General features: G+C 66.3%; 12 protein-coding genes. All 12 read left to right on the top strand.

Features of this window, described 5'->3' with window-relative positions; translation table 11 throughout:
- The first annotated feature begins 519 nt into the window (after positions 1-519).
- The 12 genes from XcuCFBP2542_RS03020 to XcuCFBP2542_RS02965 all read left to right on the top strand — a co-directional run bounded on the left by XcuCFBP2542_RS03020 (position 520) and on the right by XcuCFBP2542_RS02965 (position 16,511).
- On the top strand, positions 520-1,875 hold the full coding sequence (locus XcuCFBP2542_RS03020) for a helix-turn-helix transcriptional regulator (protein WP_208800631.1): 1,356 nt from the start codon (positions 520-522) through the stop codon (positions 1,873-1,875).
- A 208-nt stretch (positions 1,876-2,083) separates the two neighbouring features.
- Positions 2,084-3,952: an ATP-binding protein gene (locus XcuCFBP2542_RS03015; RefSeq protein WP_104602221.1), complete on the top strand. Its 1,869-nt coding sequence runs from the start codon at positions 2,084-2,086 to the stop codon at positions 3,950-3,952.
- 24 nt (positions 3,953-3,976) lie between these two features.
- Positions 3,977-6,301 carry a hypothetical protein gene (locus tag XcuCFBP2542_RS03010; RefSeq protein ID WP_104602142.1) on the top strand — a complete coding sequence of 775 codons (2,325 nt, stop codon included), beginning with the start codon at positions 3,977-3,979 and terminating at the stop codon, positions 6,299-6,301.
- A gap of 176 nt (positions 6,302-6,477) precedes the next feature.
- Complete coding sequence (locus tag XcuCFBP2542_RS03005) at positions 6,478-6,810, top strand: helix-turn-helix domain-containing protein (protein ID WP_104602141.1); 333 nt, start codon at positions 6,478-6,480, stop codon at positions 6,808-6,810.
- A complete protein-coding gene (locus XcuCFBP2542_RS03000; protein ID WP_104602140.1) occupies positions 6,807-8,033 on the top strand; it encodes a type II toxin-antitoxin system HipA family toxin in 1,227 nt (408 codons plus the stop codon). Before XcuCFBP2542_RS03005 ends, XcuCFBP2542_RS03000 begins: the two co-directional genes overlap by 4 nt.
- 382 nt (positions 8,034-8,415) lie before the next feature.
- Positions 8,416-9,264, top strand: a complete 849-nt coding sequence (locus XcuCFBP2542_RS02995; protein ID WP_104602139.1) for an STAS domain-containing protein — start codon at positions 8,416-8,418, stop codon at positions 9,262-9,264.
- 1 nt (position 9,265) lies between these two features.
- Entirely contained in the window at positions 9,266-9,628 is a 363-nt protein-coding gene (locus XcuCFBP2542_RS02990; protein ID WP_104602138.1) for an STAS domain-containing protein, read from the top strand.
- A complete protein-coding gene (locus tag XcuCFBP2542_RS02985; protein WP_104602137.1) occupies positions 9,625-10,020 on the top strand; it encodes an ATP-binding protein in 396 nt (131 codons plus the stop codon). The genes XcuCFBP2542_RS02990 and XcuCFBP2542_RS02985 overlap by 4 nt, the downstream gene beginning before the upstream one ends.
- A complete protein-coding gene (locus XcuCFBP2542_RS02980; protein WP_104602136.1) occupies positions 10,011-11,021 on the top strand; it encodes an ATP-binding protein in 1,011 nt (336 codons plus the stop codon). Before XcuCFBP2542_RS02985 ends, XcuCFBP2542_RS02980 begins: the two co-directional genes overlap by 10 nt.
- The gene (locus XcuCFBP2542_RS02975; protein ID WP_104602135.1) at positions 11,018-11,893 is read left to right on the top strand and encodes a sensor histidine kinase; all 876 of its coding nucleotides are present in this window, start codon (positions 11,018-11,020) and stop codon (positions 11,891-11,893) included. The genes XcuCFBP2542_RS02980 and XcuCFBP2542_RS02975 overlap by 4 nt, the downstream gene beginning before the upstream one ends.
- Complete coding sequence (locus tag XcuCFBP2542_RS02970; RefSeq protein ID WP_104602134.1) at positions 11,883-13,838, top strand: response regulator; 1,956 nt, start codon at positions 11,883-11,885, stop codon at positions 13,836-13,838. Before XcuCFBP2542_RS02975 ends, XcuCFBP2542_RS02970 begins: the two co-directional genes overlap by 11 nt.
- A 306-nt stretch (positions 13,839-14,144) precedes the next feature.
- Positions 14,145-16,511 (top strand): TonB-dependent receptor, encoded by a 2,367-nt coding sequence (locus XcuCFBP2542_RS02965; protein ID WP_104602133.1) that lies wholly within the window; start codon positions 14,145-14,147, stop codon positions 16,509-16,511.
- Positions 16,512-16,557: the final 46 nt, after the last annotated feature.

The raw sequence follows: 16,557 nt of genomic DNA, 5'->3' as shown, positions 1-16,557 counted from the left end.
AGATTCTGCCGTTTGGCGGAATACGCCGGGCGGAGATGGATGATGAGGCAGCTGTAGCGCGGGGTGACGACGCGGCTGCACACCACGCGCGGGCGACATCAGCAGGACAGACGTGGGAAATGTAATGACACCGGTAACTTGTCGTTGATGTCGCACATCCTGAGAGAACTTTACATAGTTTAGGGCTGCGTGCGCGGCTTCTCGCAGGGCAATACGCCGCCATACGGCGTGTCGTGTTCGGCAGATGGCGTGGGTTTCCGCATGCCAGATACCCCATCCAACAGCAAAACGTCTGCGGCGCGTGCAGGAAGACAGGTTGAGAATTTTTGATGTTTAGCGCGTTCGGGAGTGAGGGTTTCCATTGGATCGGCTGCATACAATCGGTTGCGCCAATACAACGGCGCATTGCGGTTTTTTGCGCATCCCCCACTGAGAGAGCTTGGCATGATCCTTTCCACGTACTTCGCAGCGATTTCTGCGTTGTCCTACGCAGACCGTCTTCCTATCTATACGAGCAGGATGCTGGTAGGTGCCTGGCCACAAGGTCTGCAACATCTTCAACAACGACGTGACGGACAGGCCGCGCCCGACACGCCCGATGACGAGGTTGCCCTGCTCGGCGCCAGTGGCGATGCGCTGCTGATCCTGGAGTATCAAGAGGAAGCCGAGGACGCCTACCGCCATGCGCTGAAGGCCGTGCGGGGCCAGCAGCGGCAGTTGCGGCTGCTGTCGTGCCGCAACACCGCCTGGCTGATGCTGAGCCAGCGCCGTCTGAGCGCGGCGCTGAACTGCTTCGCGCAGCTGGCGATGGATCGCGACACCCCGGCCTGCCTGCGCGGCGAAGGCTTGCTCGGAAAGGCGCTGACGCATTTCCATCTGGGTCAGAGCACGCTCGCCCTGCAGACCCTGGAGCGTGCCCAGGACGTGCTGTCGGAGCTGGAGGTCAATGCATCGGAATGGCAGCGGATTGCGTCCGCGCTGCGTCTGGACATGCTGGCGCAACTGCGTATCCGCCGCGCCGACCGGATGAGCGACCATGTGTTCTGGCAGGCCACGCTACGCCACGAAGATGCCGCGCATGCCTTCGAACCCAGCGATTTGCGCGCCTGTATCGCCGATCTGACCGCCACCATGCCGGTCCTGGCGCAGCGCATGCGCCATGTGCGCAATCTGTTGCGGATCGCCGGCGGCGACACCTTCGGCTTCGATGCCCAGATCGATGCACTGCCGGCAGCGGCAACCGGTTGCCCGCCCTGCGCGCGGCAGGACGCCCAGGTGGAGCTGGCGCTGGCGGCCCTGGCGGTGGGGCGCGCCGACCTGGCCGAGCGTGCATTGGCCGGTGCCGGCCGGCATCACGCGCCGCGCTGGAATCTTGAGTTCGAATACTGCCAGGCCAAGATCAGTCAGGCGCTGGGGCGCACCGAACAGGCCCTGTTGTTGTACAACCGCTATGCGTTGGGCGCGGTGCAATGCCTGCGCAGCGAAGTGCAGGCACCGCGGTTGCTGGAGAGCGGGGCGCCGGCGCATGTCAGCGATGACATCTCGGCACGGTTGCCCGCCAAGTACCGGCGCGCCTACGGTTACATGATTGCCAACGCACACCGCTCGGACCTGTCGATCAACGAGGTGGCCGCGCAGATCGGCGTCACCGGCCGCGCGTTGCAGCAGGCCTTCAAGTCTGCCACCGGGTTGTCGCCGACGCAGGTGCTGCGGCGTTATCGCATGCAGAGCATTCGCGACGAGTTGCTGGCCGAAGGTGGCTGCGGCAGCGTGTTGCAGGCGGCCAGCCGCTGGGGGGTCGGGAGTCGCTCGGCGCTGGCCAAGGGCTATCGCCAGCACTTCAACGAGGCACCGATGGAAACCCTGCAGCGCTGAGCAGGCGTGCGCCATGGTCCGGCAGCAACGTCGGGCCATGGCGCGTGTCGTGGCAGCCGGGTGGGGGCCGGTTTCGGCGATGTGTGGTGCATCTGGAAGGACCGGGCGCGCGTAGGCAGTGGCTTGGGGTTACTCTTGCCGGCTTGCTCTTCCACTCCGCGCGGCGCTTCCGAGGATGGATGTGATCGCTCCAGAAACGATGACGATCATGCAAGATCACACCCCCGAGGCGACGGACGCCTCACAGATCCGCCGTGCCGGGGTCGATCTCACTGGGCTGATGTCCGTGCTGGGCAAATACCTGTACTCCACGCCGGTGGTGGCGCTGCGCGAATTGGTGCAGAACGCGCACGATTCGATCCTGCGGCGTCGGCTGGAACAACCCGGGTGGACCGGGATGGCGCGGATCCATGTCTACGCCGATCCTGCGCAGGGCATCGTGCGCATCGTCGATACCGGTGCAGGATTGACCCGGCACGAAATCCACGACTACCTGGCGACCGTGGGCGTGGGTTACACGCGTGGATTGCGTCAGGGTGGGCACGAAGACAGCGGCCTGATCGGCATGTTCGGGCTGGGCTTTCTGTCGGCCTTCGTGTTGGCGCGGCGTGTGACCTTGCGCACCACCTCCTACCAGACGCCGACGCTGGGTCATTGCTACGTGTCCAGCACCGCCGAGCAGTACACGGTCAGCGTGATCCCGGCGCGTGCGCAGGTGGGAACGGAAGTGGTGCTGGAGTTGCACGATCAGTACCTGGCGCTGGCCCATGACGCGCGGCTGCACGAGATTCTGTCGCGGTACTGCGCGCTGTTGCGCGAGCCGATCTGGGTGGGTGCGCAGGCGCGATCCCTCAATCCCGAGCCGCCGCCGTGGCGCATGCATGCTGCGGTGCCGCTGCATCCGGTGCAGGGCTGGCGTTTGCAACGCGAGTTCGCGGCGCGTTTCGAGCGCAACTTCGAACCGCTGTGCTGTTTGCCGGTGCGCGCGCACGACAGCAGCGATGCGGTGGGGTTGCTCTGGGTACAGGATGGCGCCACCTATGGCACCAGCGACAACCGCACTCTGTCGGTGTTCCTGCGCGGGATGCTGCTGGACGACAACGCGCGCGAATTGCTCCCGTCCTGGGCCGGCTTCATCGGTGGAGTGATCGAATCGGACCGCTTGACGCCAACCGCCAGCCGCGAGGAGCTGCAGCGCGATGCGGTGTACGGTGCAGTCCAGCATGCCTTGTCCGAAGCCTTGGTGCAGGGCCTGGCGGAGGTCGCACGGCAGCAGCCGGAGGCCTGGCGGCGCATCCTGCTCAGGCATAACGAAGCGCTGCTGGGCGCGGCGCTGTGTGACGAGCGCCTGTTCGACCTGTTGCTGGAGCATGTGCGGGTGCCGACCTCGCAGGGCGATTTGCCGGCCCACCAGCTGCCCTCGCGCGGCGCGGTCCACGTGATCCTGGAGAGCGACAGCGGTTTCGAGGAGATGCTGTTCCGTGCGATGGGCGTGCCGGTGGCGTACGGAAACCGCTATGCGGTGGTGCCTTTCCTGCGCCGCTGGGCACAGGCCAAGGGTGTGCGCCTGGTCGAGCTGGGAACCGAGCAGGGCAATCGGCAGCTGTTTCGGCTGGAGGGATTGCCTGCCGACGAACTGGCATGGCTGGAGCAGCATCTGGGCGATGGCGAAGCGCTGGTGCCGGCACGCTTCAGCCCCGAAGCGCTACCCCTGGTGGTGGTGCCCGACCGCGAGGCCGAACTCAAGCACCGCCTGGAACAGGATGAGAACGACAAGCGCGTCTCGACTGCGGCATTGCGGCTGGCGCGGCAGTTCACCGCACGCATCGACGCGCGCCAGACCCGGCGTCTGTATCTCAATCTCGACAATCCGGCCTTGCAGGCCTTGCTGGCGGCATGGCGCCAAGGCAATCCGCAGGCGGCAGTGGCGGCGCAGCTGTTGCGCGCACTGAAGGTGATCGTGTCGGCGCAAGGGCGCACGCCGTCGCCGCCCGGTAGCACCGAAGCGGGCGGTTCGGATCTGAACAAGGCCTTGGGCGATCTCGCCGAGGCAGTGACCCAACTGCTGGCGCACTGAGCGCTGCACCGCAGGAACAACGCCGTGGAAATCTGGAACTGGGTGGAAAAGCTGCAGGACGACCTAAGCGAGGCAGGGCAGCCGCAGAACGCCCAGCTGCTGACGCGCCTGACCGATTACATCTGCGATCTGCAGATCGAGCGTGCCGAGGCCTTGTTGCCGGAAGCGCGCGCGCTGGGCAGGACGCTCGCCAATCCGTGGCTGGAGGTGTTCGTCGGTCATTGGGAGATGCGCAACCGGGTCGGCAATCTCTGCGAGGGCGAGCGTGCGCTGGGCGATGCAGTGACGCTGTTCGAGCGTGCGCATCGCCCCGATGCGGTGGAATGCCCGCAGTCGATCTGCGTGACCCAGGACCTGGCCGCCTGCTACGCCAATGTCGACGGCCCGGGGTGGGTGGACGAGCGCATCGAGGTCTGCGATGAAACCCTGGCGCGTATCGATCCGGGTTGGTCGTGCTATCAATGCCTGAGCTGCGAAAAGGCCGATGCGCTGCTTGACGATGGGCGCGGCGAAGCGGCGCTGCAGTATCTGGAACAGCAATCGCAGACCATCCTGGCGCACGGTGGCGAGATCTACGATGGCGTGCCGGACATGCGCATCTCGATCCTGTTGTCGCTAGGGCGTGCGGAAGCGGCGCTGGCGCTGATCGAGCAGCGTGAACGCGAAGCAGCGCGCGAGGGCGTGGAGTGGGCCAACTGCAGCCAGCCGCGTCGCCTGCAGAAGGCACGGGCGCTGGCATTGCTGTATCGCGACGATGCCGCGCTGGAGGCCCTGCTGCCGTGGCGCGAGGTGGCACCGCGTTACCGCCTGCACTGGTTGCGCGCGGTGGCGCTGCTGGCGGCGCGTGCGCCGGAGCGCAATACCTGGGAGCTGGGTGGTCGGCTGCAGACGATGCTGGACCATTACGCCCAGGTCGGAGCGTACCGCATCCTGATCGAAGCGGCCGAGCTGGCGATCGAGCTGGCGTTGCGCCGCGGCGCGACCTGGACCGCGCGGCGGCATCTGGCATTGGCGCGTGCGCAGCTGCCCCGCTTGCGTCGGGACCGCGGCGCGGCGCAGCTGCTGGATGGTCTGGCGGCGCGCATCGACGCCGCGCCGACGGGCGAGCCGTCGCCAGTGCCTGCCGGGCAGTTGCTGGAGTGGCTGAACCGGCAGGGCGAGCAGAGCGTGCGCAATCCCGAGCGTGAAGCGCAATGGTTGCTGCAGGCCGTGGACGAGCGGCCCGACGATGCCGAACTGGTCGACACCACGGCATCGGCATTGAGTGCCTGTGCCGCCGACGAGCAGGCCATCGCCCTGCTGTGGGATTTCGTGCAGCGGCATGCCGATCGCGAAACCGGCCCGACCTTCCGGCTGATGCATCTGCTGCTGGGGCGGGGCGAGGAGGCCGGCGTGCGCCGGCTGGCGCAGCTGTATCGCCCGCAGGTGCCGGTGGTGGCGTTGTGGTGCCAGGCGCAGCTGGCGCAGCGACTGGCCGACTGGCCGGCACTGGAACAGGCCTGCATGGACTTGTTGCAACAGTCGCCCGGTTCGCATGGCGCGCGTGGGTTGCTGGCGCGCATGTATCTGGAGACCGGCCGCTTTGCCGATGCTGCGGCCGTCTACTGGCAGCTCACGCGGCTGATGGACGAACCGCGTTCCGCGCACTGGGACCATATGACCGCCGCCAGCGCTGCACAGGATTGGGCGGCGGTACGGGCATCGGCGCAGGCGGTCGGTCTGGATCTGTGCAGCGCCGAGGGCGTTGTCGAGGAGGCGTTGGGGTGGGTGATCGTGCGTTGCGTGGACGATGGCGAAGCGGTCGAGTATTACGCCCGCCGCACGGGCCCGGTCACCGCACGCATCGTCGAGAACGCGCCCGCCCATCGGCGGCAGCAGGTTGGCGATTGGGTGGTGTTCGATGCCGAACTGCTGCACGCGCCGCCGGAAGACGCCGCCGAGCGCGAACGGTTCGTGCCGACCTATGCGCAGGTGCATGTGCTGCAGCCCGGTGGCTATGGCAGCAGCTGGCTGGTGGATGGTGCGCATCCCGGAGAAGCGGCGATCGAGGCGCTGCGCGCGGACATCCAGGCGCGTGGCTGGACGCTGTGGGTGCATAGCCGCGACGATTACCGGGTGATCGACCCAGCCGACCCGGAGCGCTTCGATCCGGAGAACGCCGACGCGGGCCTGCAGGGCGTGTTGTTCACCGTGGCGCTCCCGGAGGCGGCTGCACCGCTGGAGCTGCATGGCGCCTTGCTCGCCACCACCGCGCAGTGGCCGCACCCGATGTGCTGGCTGCGGCTGGCCGAAGCCTGCGGTCAGGACCCGCGCCCGCACCTGCAGGCCCTGGAGCGTTATGGGTTGTAGGCCAGGCCATCGCCAGGACCGCGCGAACGGCGCGATGTAGCCGATGACGGCGTCGATACCGTAGAACTCCGCCGGGCCAGTCTTCCTGTGGCGCATTTAAAGGATTTTATTCAAACTCTTATTTGCGAAAACTGACGTTATCAGCTACAATTAGGCCCCTTAAAGAGGGGGGGCTCATGCGCGACGTCAGCTTTGCCACTGTCCCGGAGCTTATGGAGGTTCTGGGCCAGCGCCTGCGTTCCCAACGCATCGCACAGTCCCTGACCCAGTCGGAGCTGGCCACGCGCGCCGGCGTATCGGGCAGCGCCATCAAGACCCTGGAATCCACTGGCGCCACGACCCTGGAGACCATGGTACGCATCGTCCATGCCCTGGGCCTTGTCGATGCGCTTGCCGACCTGTTCAGCTTGCAGCCGACCGCCAGTATCGCCGCCATGGAGAAGGCGCAGGCCGCGCAGCGACAGCGCGTTCGCCATCCTCTCAGGTCTGCGTCGAAGGGCCGGCCATGAAGAAGCTCACCGTCTGCTACGAAGGCTGGGCCCAGCACTGGCCCCTGGGCACCTTGGCAGACGACGGGCGCCGGATCATCTTCGAGTATTCGGCAGACGCGCTTGCCAACGGTATCGAGTTCTCACCCAGGCACCTGAGGCTGCGGGCCGAGGCCTACGGGCCGTTTCCGAAAGACGTCGGCTACCTGCCGGGCCTGGTCTACGACTGCCTGCCCGATGGCTGGGGGCTGCTGCTGATGGATCGCCTGTTTCGCAAGGCCGGGCTTGACCCGGCGCGCGTTTCGCCACTGGACCGTCTGGCCTTCATCGGCGCGAGTGCGATGGGTGCGCTGACGTTCGTCCCGCCACGCGACGATGGTGCGCGCGCGGCCCAGTGGAGCTTGCAGCAACTGGCGCAGGCGGCGCAGAACCTCGCCGACGACGACGTGGTCGCGCTGCGCATGCTGGCCCAGGCCGGTGGCTCGCCACACGGCGCCCGTCCCAAGGCGCTGGTCATGTTCGACGCCACGACCCGCATCGTGAGCACCGCCAACGATGCCGCTGGCGAGCCCTGGCTGGTGAAGTTTCCAGCCCACTCCGAGCATCGCGAGGTCTGTGCCATCGAGCACGTCTATGCGCAGATGGCGCGCGAATGCGGGATCGTCATGGGGCCGACCGAATACTTCGCACTGGGCGAAAACCTCGCGGCCTTCGGCACCCAGCGGTTTGATCGGGTGGGACAGTTACGGGTGCCTGTGCATTCTCTGGCGGGTGCCCTGCATGCCGACTTCCGCGTCCCCTGCCTGGACTATGAGACCGTGCTGCGCGCCACCGCTTTTTTCACCCAGAACGCCCATGAGGTGATGGCCGCCTTCCGGCTGTGCGTATTCAACGTGGTGTTCAATAACCGGGACGACCACGCCAGGAATTTCTCGCTGCGGATGAACGCGCAGCATCGCTGGGATTTCGCGCCAGGCTACGACCTGACCTTCAATCCTGGCCCGGGCGGCTATCACCAGACGTCGGTGATGGGCGAGGCGCTTGCGCCTGGCAGAACCCACCTGTTGGCCCTGGCGGCCAAGTTGGGCCTGCGTGTTGGCGAGGTGCAGCACATCATCGACCGAACCTGCGCCGTCTCGGAGGGGGTGCCCATGGCGCTGCGCGAGGCCGCGGTGCGGCGCGAGACGGTGGGCGACATTGCAGGTGCCGTCGCCAGCAACGCGCGGCGCTGTCGCGGCGGTTAGCGGGTCTTTGCACGATGGTGTGACGGCATCGCTTCGCCACGACCCGCTATCCAGAGCCGCCCACAAAAGATTCCAGCCGGACACGAGGCCGCGTGGAGCGATTTTGTGACGTCGGATCCGGCTGCGGCGTCGAACAGGCAACCTGGCCCCGCAGGACGCGATGCACGCTCTACGCGTGTCCGAGGCCCCATGACCGTGACGCCAGCGCTGCTGCGCGGTCGCAACGCATTCCGGCCCTGGCTGACTGCGACAGGTTGGCTCGCTGGTTGCCGAATCTGAATTGTTTTACCCTGCTGCGCATCGGCGTGGGGGCGCCGCGTCGTCAAGGGCGCATCCGGCCTGCATGCTTGGCTTTTTCTTTAATCTTCTGGCGGGTGATCTCATGGTGGCATTGCAGCAGCGCTCGATCGACACGATTCGTGGCCAGGAACAGGCCTTGTTGGCGGCCTGGCTAGGCTCCGCTGTGGGCAACGATGCGCGCCTGCCCCGGCAGGAGCTGGAAACCCAGAGCGCACAATTCCTGAACCTGCTGGTGGCCGCGTTGAAGGACGGTGGTAGCAGCCTGGACAGTGCCGAATGGAGCGAGGTCCGTCGTTTCCTGGAAACCCTCTCGCGCGACCGCGCCACCCGCGGCTTCGATTCGCAGGAAACCGCCAACTTCATCTTCTCACTCAAGCGCGTGTTGTTTGCGCTGGTGCAGCGCGAATACGCCAGTGCCCCGGACGAGCTGGGCCAGCAGCTGTGGGCGCTGTCCGAGCTGCTCGATCGCCTGGGCCTGTACACCGTCAAGACGTTCCAGAAGACCCGCGAAGACATCATCGTGCGCCAGCAGGAAGAGATGCTGGAGTTGTCCACGCCGGTGGTGAAGCTATGGGACGGGGTGCTGGCGCTGCCGATGATCGGCACGCTGGATTCGCAGCGTACCCAGGTGGTGATGGAGTCGCTGCTGCAGCGCATCGTCGATACCGGCGCTGAGATCGCCATCATCGACATCACCGGCGTGCCTACCGTGGACACCCTGGTGGCGCAGCACCTGCTCAAGACCGTCACCGCGATCCGGCTGATGGGCGCCGACGCCATCATCAGCGGCGTACGCCCGCAGATTGCGCAGACCATCGTGCACCTGGGGCTGGACCTGCAGGGCATCGTGACCAAGGCCAACCTGGCCGATGCGCTGGCGCTGGCGCTGGCGCTCAAGCGCACCGGTCTGACCGTGAGCAAGGCAGGCTGACATGGAGCGCATCCCGATCCTGCGCATGGGCCAGCTGTTGCTGGTCACCATCCAGGTGGACATGCACGACCAGCTGGCGCTGCAGCTGCAGGAAGACCTGTCGGAAAAGATCAGCTTCACTTCCGCGCGCGGCGTGCTGATCGATATTTCCGCACTGGAGATCGTCGATTCGTTCATCGGCCGCATGATTAGTACCATCTCGGGTCTGGCCGCGCTGATGGGTGCGCAGACCGTGGTCGTGGGAATGCAGCCGGCGGTGGCGATCACTCTGGTGGAGCTGGGGTTGACCCTGCCGTCGGTACGCACCGCGCTCGACGTCGAACGTGGCATGCGCCTGCTGCAGCAACCCGACCGGCATTCATGACGGCCGGCTCGCAACCGGTGCGTACCGAACAGGACGTGGTGCTGGCACGACAGACCGTCCGCAAGCTGGTGGTGCAATGCGGGCTGCGGCTGGTCGATCAGACCAAGCTGGTGACTGCGGCCAGCGAGCTGGCGCGCAACACCGTGATCTACGGCGGTGGCGGCGACATGGACTGGGCATTGGTGGAGAGCGGCATCCGCAAGGGCGTGCAGCTGACCTTCCGCGACGAAGGCCCGGGCATTGCGGACCTGGATCTGGCACTCACCGATGGCTGGACCTCCGGCAGCGGACTGGGGTTGGGGCTGTCCGGCAGCCGGCGCCTGGTGGACGATTTCGTTCTGGAGAGTGCAGCCGGCACGGGCACCCGCATCACCATCACCAAATGGAAGTGACGGTTGCCGGCGCGCTCACCCAGCTGATCCGCGTCGAAGAGATCACCCAGGTAGGGCAGGTGCGCCGCGCCGCGGTGGCGCTGGCCCAGGCCTGCGGATTCGACGAAGCCGCCTGCGGGCGCGTGGCGCTGGTGGCCACCGAGCTGTGCACCAACCTGCTCAACCATGCCGGTGGCGGGCAGGTGCAGCTGTGTCGCGTGGCTGGCCGCGATGGTCCTGGCGTGGAGTTGTGCGCGCTCGATCACGGCCCGGGCTTCGTGCTTGCCGACTGCCTGCCGGACGGCTATTCCACCGGCAGCACGCCCGGTAATGGCCTTGGCGCCGTACAGCGGCAGGCGGCCCTGCTGGATGCGTATTCGGATGCGACCGGTGCGGTGGTGCTGGCGCGCGTCTACGCCGCTCCCGAGACCGCGGCGGACCTGCCTTACGGTGCGATCCGCCTGCCGTTGCATGGCGAAACCGTCTGCGGCGACGCCTGGCAGTTGTGCGTCGATGCGCAGCGCGTCACCGTCACCGTGATCGATGGCCTGGGCCACGGCCCGGGCGCGGCCGATGCCGCCGATGCGGGCGCCCATGCCGCTGCGGTGGCCAGCGGCGAGCCCAGCGAGCGTCTGGCGCGGCTGCATGCCGCCATGTCCGGCAGCCGTGGCGGCGCGGTGGCGGTCATGCAGTTCGATGCCGACACCGGCAGGGCGCGCTTTGCCGGAGTGGGCAATATCGCCGCGATGCTGTGCGATGGCGACGGCGTGCGCGGCATGCCCTCGCATCCGGGCATCGTCGGCGTGCAGTTCCGCAAGGCGCAACCGTTCGATTTTTCACAGGCCGCCGGCAAGGTACTGGTCATGCACAGCGACGGCCTGCAATCGCGCTGGAACCTGCGCGATCACCCGGGGCTGCTGTCGCGCCATCCACGTCTCATTGCGGCGGTGCTGATGCGCGATTACGCGCGCGGCCGCGACGATGCCTGCGTTTTCGTCATGCGCCTGGGAGCCATGCAATGACTGCATCCGGTGCGATACCGGTCAACGATCCGATGGCCGAGCTGGACGCCCTGCGCCAGCAGAACCAGGCCCTGCGCGAGGAACTGGAAGAAACCAACCAGGGCGTGCTCGCGTTGTATGCGGAATTGGACCAGCAGGCCGAACAGCTGCGTGACGTTTCCGAGCTCAAGAGCCGCTTCCTGTCGTACATGAGCCATGAGTTCCGCACCCCGCTGGGCTCGATCCTGAGCATCACCCGGCTGCTGGAAGATGGCATGGACGGTCCGCTCAACGACGAACAGCTCAAGCAGGTGCGCTTTGTCAGCGCCTCCACGCGCGAGCTCAGCGAGATGGTGGACGACCTGCTGGACCTGGCCAAGATCGAGGCCGGGCGCATCACCATCTCGCCGGGCTGGTTCGACCTGATGGACCTGTTCGCCGCATTGCGCGGCATGTTCCGCCCGCTCACCGATGTCGGCACCACCACCTTGATCTTCGAAGATCCGCCGGTGCTGCCGATGCTGTACACCGATGACAAGAAGCTGGCGCAGATCCTGCGCAACTTCATCTCCAACGCGCTCAAGTTCACCCCGCAAGGCCAGGTGCGCGTGATGGCGCAGCTGCAGGACGAGCACCATGTGCGCTTCAGCGTACAGGACACCGGCATCGGCATCGCGCCCGAGCTTCACGAGGCCTTGTTCGAGGATTTCGTACAGGTGGACTCGCCGTTGCAGAAGCGCCTGACCGGCACCGGGCTGGGTCTGTCGATCTGCAAGCGTTTCGCCGAATTGCTGGGCGGGCGGGTGGGTATCAACAGCGTGGTGGGGCAGGGGTCGGAATTTTTCGTGGTGCTGCCGGTGACGCCGGCAGCGGAGAAGGCACTTGGCCAGTAACCAGCACATCCTGGTCGTGGACGACAACGCGGTGACGCGCTATTCGGTGCGGCGCGTGCTCGAGCATCATCGTTTTGTGGTGGAAGAGGCCGGTACCGGTGGCGAAGGCCTGGCCAGGCTGGACGCCCAGCCCTTCGCGGCGGTGGTACTGGACGTCAACCTGCCGGACATGAGCGGTTTCGACATCGTGCGCACGCTGCGAGCCACGCCGCGCACCGCGTTGCTGCCGGTGGTGCACGTCTCGGCCGCCTCGATCGCCACTGGCGACATGATTACCGGGCTGGATGCCGGCGCCGATGCGTACCTGATCCATCCGGTGGACCCCAATGTGCTGGTCGCCACGCTGCGCACGCTGCTGCGCGCGCGCGAAGCGGAGGATGCGTTGCGCGTCAGCGAGGCGCGCTTTCGCGAGATCTTCGAACACATCAGTGCACCGATCGCGGTGGTGGACGCGCAATTGCGCATGCACGAGAGCAACGCGGCCTTCCAGCGGCTGATTGGCGAGGCCAGCCTGAGCGAGGCGATCCGTGCCGCAGCCTCGGATCAGGCGGCCACCGTGCAGGCATTGACCGCCGCGCTGGCGCAGCGCGAACGCTGGAGCGGGGCGTTGACCATCCTGCGCGATGGCAAGCCGCGCGAGACCGAATGGCGGGTCTCGCCATACCGCGAGCCGGATCTGGGCTTGCTGATGGTTGGAGACGTCACCGAGCAGCGCCAGCGCGAGCGCGCGCAACGTCAGGAGCTGGATACCGCCACCACCGAACTGGCGCACCAGATCGCCGAGCGCCAGCGCACCGAGATCCAGCTGCTGCAGGCGCAGAAGATGGAAGCGCTGGGCAAGCTCACCGGCGGCATCGCGCACGACTTCAACAACCTGCTGACCAGCATCATCTCCGGCCTGGACATGATCCAGCTGGCGGTGGAATCCAATCGCGTCGAACGGGTGCCACGGCTTGCCGAAATCGCTACCGGTTCGGCGCACCGCGCGGCGGCGCTGACCCAGCGCATGCTGGCCTTTGCGCGCAAGCAATCGCTGGATGCGCAGCCGTTCGACGTGAACCTGCGCGTGCGCTCGCTGGAAGACATGCTGCGCCGTTCGATTGGAGAGAACGTCGTGCTGGACCTGGAGCTGGCCGAGGCCACGTTGGTGGCGGTGGCCGATGCCAACCAGCTGGAAAACGTGGTGCTCAACCTGGTCATCAACGCCCGCGATGCCGTGCAGGGGCAAGGCCGTATCCGCGTGCAGACCGCCGCGCATACCGCCCACGACGACCCCGAGCTGGACGACGGCGATTACGTGGCGGTGAAGGTGATCGACAACGGCAGCGGGATCGCACCGGCCATCCTCGATCAGGTGTTCGAGCCGTTTTTCACCACCAAACCCATCGGCGAAGGCACCGGCCTGGGGTTGTCGATGACCTATGGCTTTGCCCGTCAGTCCGGTGGCACCGCGCGCATCACCAGCCAGCTGGGCAAGGGCACCACGGTGACGCTGCTGTTGCCGCGCGGGATGACCGCCAGCGAGCTGCCGCCGGCGCCGGTAGCGAGCAACCCGCGCACGCACAATGCACGCATCCTGCTGGTGGACGACACCGACGTGGTGCGCATGATGGTGAGCGAAGTCCTCACCGATGCCGGCTACCTGGTGCTGGAAGCCGAAGATGCCAACGGCGCACTGACCCATCTGCGCACCGAGGTGCCGATCGACCTGCTGGTGTCGGACGTCGGCCTGCCGGGCATGAACGGGCGCGACATGGCCGACGTGGCGCGCACGCTGCGCCCCGGGTTGCCGATCCTGTTCATCACCGGCTATGCAGAAAACGCGATCACCCGGCAGGAGTTCCTTGCCGACGGCATGGCCCTGCTACCCAAGCCATTCAGTCTCAACGACCTGCTCAATACGGTTGGGCAGATGCTCGACTGCAGTGCGCTGAAGCGCGCGTAGCGCGGTGGCCGTGACGGATGGCAGTGCGTGTGCCTGCAGGCAGCGGCACTCATTGCACGAGCCGCTATCCAGCTTTCTCAAAACGGCCTGTTGCGATTGCCGCCTGCGTGCCCTGCGTAGCATGCAGTACCAGGTCGTGCGTTGAAAACGCAGCGATCTACCGCCGGTTTGCAGGGGGGAGCCGTAGCTGCCACCTCGCTGCAACATCGCTGACATATCGTGCGCGCGGCACCCTGCTGCGCCCCTTCCGGCATGCCCATGCCGAACGGACTCATTCTCGCCTCACTCATCCAAGGACTCACCCGCATGCCGCTGTACTCGCCTGTCTCGCCGTCGCTGACGCCCGCTACCTCGCATGCCGTGCGCTGCCGCACCGTAGTGCAGCGCACGCCGCTGGCACGCGCCTGCGCCGGCCTGCTGCTGGCTTCGATGGCGGCCGCCGCATCGGCGCAGCAAACACCGGCAAGCCAGGGTGAGGGCAGCCCGACGGCGCTGGATGCGGTGACCGTCACCGCCGAGCACCGCGAGCAGAACCTGCAGGAGGTGCCGATCTCGGTGGGTGTGGTGCAGGGCGCGGCCATGCGCCAGTACACCGCCGGTGGCGACGACACCTTGCTGGCGCTGTCCGGCCGCGTGCCGGGCTTCTATGCCGAGACCACCACCGGGCGCATCTTCCCGCGCTTCTACATCCGTGGCCTGGGCAACATCGACTTCTATCTTGGTGCCTCGCAGCCGGTGTCCATCATCCAGGACGACGTGGTGCTGGAGCATGTGGTGCTCAAGTCCAACCCGGTCTACGACGTGGACCAGGTCGAAGTGCTACGCGGCCCGCAGGGCACCCTGTTCGGCCGCAACACCACCGCCGGCATCGTCAAGTTCGACACCGTCAAGCCCAGCGACACCTATACCGGCCGCCTCGATGCCAGTTACGGCAGCTACAACACGGTGTCGCTGGATGGCGGCTTCGGCGGGCCTATCAACGATGTGCTGTCGTTCCGCGTCTCGGCGTTGTACCAGCATCGCGACGACTGGGTGGACAACACCTTCGCCGGCAGCAGCGCCGACGGCACGCGCACCCCGCGCAAGGACGCGATGGGCGGCTACAACGACCGCAACGCGCGCCTGCAAGTGCTGTTGAAGCCCAACGAGGCGTTTTCGGTGCTGGGCTCGGTGCATACGCGGGACTACGACGGTACCTCCACGCTGTTCCTGCGCAATGCGGTCACCCGTGGCAGCGACACCGTGGACGTGCCGCGCGATCGGGTGGCCTACGATGAAGCGCACGACAATCCGCAGGCGTACCAGACCGACGGCGGCTCACTTAAGGCGATCTACGACTTCGGCGGCGTGTCGCTGACCTCGATCACCGCCTACGAAACCACCTCCGGCTACAGCCGTGGCGACACCGATGGCGGTGCGGCGGCCAACTTCCCGGTCAATTGCGTGCCGAACGGGTTCGGTCAGTCGATGGGCCAGATCCGCGACCTGGACCAGTACACCCAGGAACTGCGTCTGGCCAGCCAAGGCGACCAGGCGCTGCAATGGCAGGTAGGCGCGTTCTACTTCGACGGCCGCGACACCACCGATTTCTATCAGCGTGCGTATTTCCTGCAGACCGCCGCGCGCAATCCCAACAACTGGGTGCGCCTGCGCAATACCAACACCTCGTGGGCCGGCTTCGGCCAGCTCAGCTACAAGGCCACCGACGCACTGACGCTGACCGCCGGCATCCGCCAGACCAAGGACAGCAAGGAAACCCGCCTGCTCAAGAGCGCCGACACCGCCGCCGGCGTGGTGACCTACCGCGGCCGTCGCGACGTGCGCCTGTCCGACACCCAGCCTAGCTGGGACCTCAGCGCCATGTATGCGTTCAACCCGGAGCTGAGTGTGTATGCACGCGTTGCGCGCGGCTTCCGCGGCCCTACCATCCAGGGCCGCAGCGCGGTATTCAATTCGGATTTCACCACCGCCGATTCGGAAACCATCCTGTCCTGGGAAGCCGGCATCAAGAGCAGCCTGTTCGACAATCGCCTGCGTTTGAATGTCAGCGGCTTCACCTACACCGTGGATGACATCCAGCTCAACGGCAACGATTCGGACGGCAACGGCGTGCTTTTCAACGCCGACAAGGCCAAGGCCTACGGCCTGGAAGCGGATCTGGACTGGCGCCCGATCTCCAACCTGTCGCTCACCGCCGGCCTGAGCCTGCTGCATAGCGAAATCAACGACACGCGCGTGTTTGCGCAGGCGTGCGCGCTCAATGGCGTGGTGGTGTGCACGGTCAACGACCCCACCATCCGCGTGGGTGCCAACACCTTTGCGCAGATCGACGGCAACCCGTTGCCCAATGCGCCCAAGTACAACCTCAACCTGGCCGCGCGCTACGATATTCCGGTGGGCAACGACGGTGCGTTCTTCGTGTCCACCGACTGGAACAGGCAGGGCGAGACCAGCTTCGTGCTGTACGACTCCACCGAGTTCCGCGCCGACGGCAATTTCGAAGGCGGCCTCAAGCTGGGCTATACCGGCGGCTACGGAGCGTGGGAAGTGGCGGCATTCGCGCGCAACATCACCAACGAAAAGAACGTCAAGGGTGTGATCGAAAACTACATGGCGGCGGTCTATAACGAACCGCGCATCGTGGGCGTGTCAGTCAACGTCAACTGGCAGTAACCCCTGCCTGTTGCACCAGCAAAGCCAGCGGCGTGGAGGCGCCGCT

Source organism: Xanthomonas cucurbitae, assembly GCF_002939885.1.
Lineage (GTDB): Bacteria > Pseudomonadota > Gammaproteobacteria > Xanthomonadales > Xanthomonadaceae > Xanthomonas > Xanthomonas cucurbitae.
The sequence above is the reverse complement of the archived record's forward strand: the minus strand, read 5'-3'. Positions and strand labels throughout refer to the sequence as shown.